The following is a 1,401-nucleotide window of genomic DNA, read 5'->3' on the forward strand; positions in this document are numbered from 1 at the left end:
GGAAGGATGCTTCGCGAGGGTGCAGGACGCGCAGCCGGAATGCCTGGGCGATGGTGTCGGCGGGGAAGGGCCGGTCGAAGACGACGTCGACGGGCCCGCCCGGCACGGAGTCCGACGCCGCCGACGACTCCACGGCCCCCGTAGCGGCCCTGCCTGACACCATCGCCGCCCCGTCCGGTCTCCCCTGGGGGATCACCGTGCTGGCCGCGGGCCTCGCCGTGGAGAGCTACACGAGCCGCACCGCCCCGACACCCCCCGACCTCTCCTTCTCCGGCGCCTCCCCGGGCGTGATGGCGGGCTGGGCGCTCGCCGCCGTCGGCCTGGCCCTGGCCGGTCCCGGCCTGACCCACCTGTGCGGACGGCTGCTGCAGTGGGCCCGCCCCGGCGCCCTGCGGCTCCTGGCCGGCCGCATCCTCATGGCGGAGGCCGTCCGCATCGGGCGCCCCCTGGGCGTCGTCTGCGCGGTCCTGTCCGCCGCGTGGGCCATGGCACTGCTGCACGCCCCGGACGGGCTCTCGCTCGGCCCGCTCACCACCCTCGGCGTGCTCCTCGTGTCCGGCTGCACGACGGCGACGCTCTTCACCGCAGCCGTCGAGGCCCGGCAGGCCCGGGCGGACACCACCGCGGCACTGCTGCGCCTCGGCGCCCCCGCCACGATCCTGCGCAGCGCCGCCGCTCTGCGCGCCGTCGCGCTGCTCGCCCTGTTCGGTCCGCTCACCCTGACGGTCGCGGAACTGGCGGCGCTGCCCCTGGCGCGCTGAGCTCCGCGGCTCTCGCTGTCCTCGCTGGAAAACTCGTACGAGAAAAATCTCCGAACGGCGATGAGTTCCGGACCGGCCCCCGGTCTATCCCGCGTAACGACACGGACTTGATGGGAGAGACCTCGCATGTACCAGCAGATGATCTTCGTGAACCTGTGCACCGGCGACCTCGGCGCCTCGAAGAAGTTCTTCACGGAGCTGGGCTTCACGCTCAACGAGCAGTTCAGCGACGACACGACCGCCTCGGTGGTGATCAGCGAGACGATCGTGGTGATGGTGCACACCGAGGAGAAGTACTCCCAGTTCACGACGAAGGCCATCGCGGACCCGAAGAAGAGCAGCGAGGTGCTGATCGCGCTGAGCTCCGAGAGCCGCGAGAAGGTCGACGAACTGGTCGAGAAGGCGGTGGCGGCGGGCGGTTCCGTCTCGGGCGAGACCCAGGACCACGGTTTCATGTACGGCCGCGCCTTCGACGACGTGGACGGCCACACCTTCGAGGTCGTGTGGATGGACCCCGCGGCCGTCCAGGGCTGACGGTGTGCGGCCTAGTGCCGCGACAGGCAACGTTCGCCCCGTCACGACGCCCGGCACGCTCCCCCACGCTCTCGACTCCGCTCGAGCAGGGGGTACCCCCACTCGC

1 protein-coding gene and 1 pseudogene are annotated in these 1,401 nt (G+C 71.7%); both read left to right on the forward strand.

Annotation, left to right across the window (positions count from 1 at the left end):
- Positions 1-761: pseudogene (locus ABZ281_RS49355) on the forward strand (hypothetical protein); the annotation flags it as partial.
- A gap of 126 nt (positions 762-887) precedes the next feature.
- On the forward strand, positions 888-1,295 hold the full coding sequence (locus tag ABZ281_RS49360; protein ID WP_356665381.1) for a VOC family protein: 408 nt from the start codon (positions 888-890) through the stop codon (positions 1,293-1,295).
- Positions 1,296-1,401 lie beyond the last annotated feature (106 nt).

The sequence above is a fragment of the Streptomyces sp. NPDC006265 genome (genome assembly GCF_040613555.1).
Classification (GTDB): Bacteria; Actinomycetota; Actinomycetes; order Streptomycetales; family Streptomycetaceae; genus Streptomyces.